We start from the raw sequence: 465 nt of genomic DNA on the forward strand, positions 1-465 counted from the left end.
ACGGTGACGACACCTATTTGGTGGTGGCGGCGGACAAGGGGACGGCGACGTTTTCCGATATCGCCAATGAGGTGGCGATGTCGTATGGGTTCTGGTTGGGGGATGCGTTCGCGTCGGGTGGTTCGGCGGGGTATGACCACAAGGCGATGGGGATTACCGCGCGGGGGGCGTGGGAGAGTGTGAAGCGGCATTTCGCGGAGATGGATGTCGATACCCAGTCGCAGGATTTCACTGTGGTGGGTGTGGGGGATATGAGTGGGGATGTGTTCGGTAACGGGATGTTGTTGTCCGAGCACATTCGGTTGGTGGCGGCGTTCGATCATCGGCATATCTTTTTGGATCCGGATCCGGATGCGGCGGTGTCGTTTGCGGAGCGGCGTCGGTTGTTCGAGTTGCCGCGGTCGAGTTGGGCCGATTACGACCGGTCGTTGATCAGCAAGGGCGGCGGTGTCTACGACCGCACCG

General features: G+C 60.9%; 1 protein-coding gene. It reads left to right on the plus strand.

Annotation, left to right across the window (positions count from 1 at the left end; genetic code table 11):
* Window positions 1-465, plus strand: a 465-nt coding sequence (locus ON32_RS05885) for an NAD-glutamate dehydrogenase domain-containing protein (protein WP_040789380.1), incomplete at both ends; no start/stop codon positions are given.

The organism is Nocardia paucivorans NBRC 100373, from assembly GCF_000308675.1.
In the GTDB taxonomy this organism is placed as follows: Bacteria; Actinomycetota; Actinomycetes; order Mycobacteriales; family Mycobacteriaceae; genus Nocardia; species Nocardia paucivorans.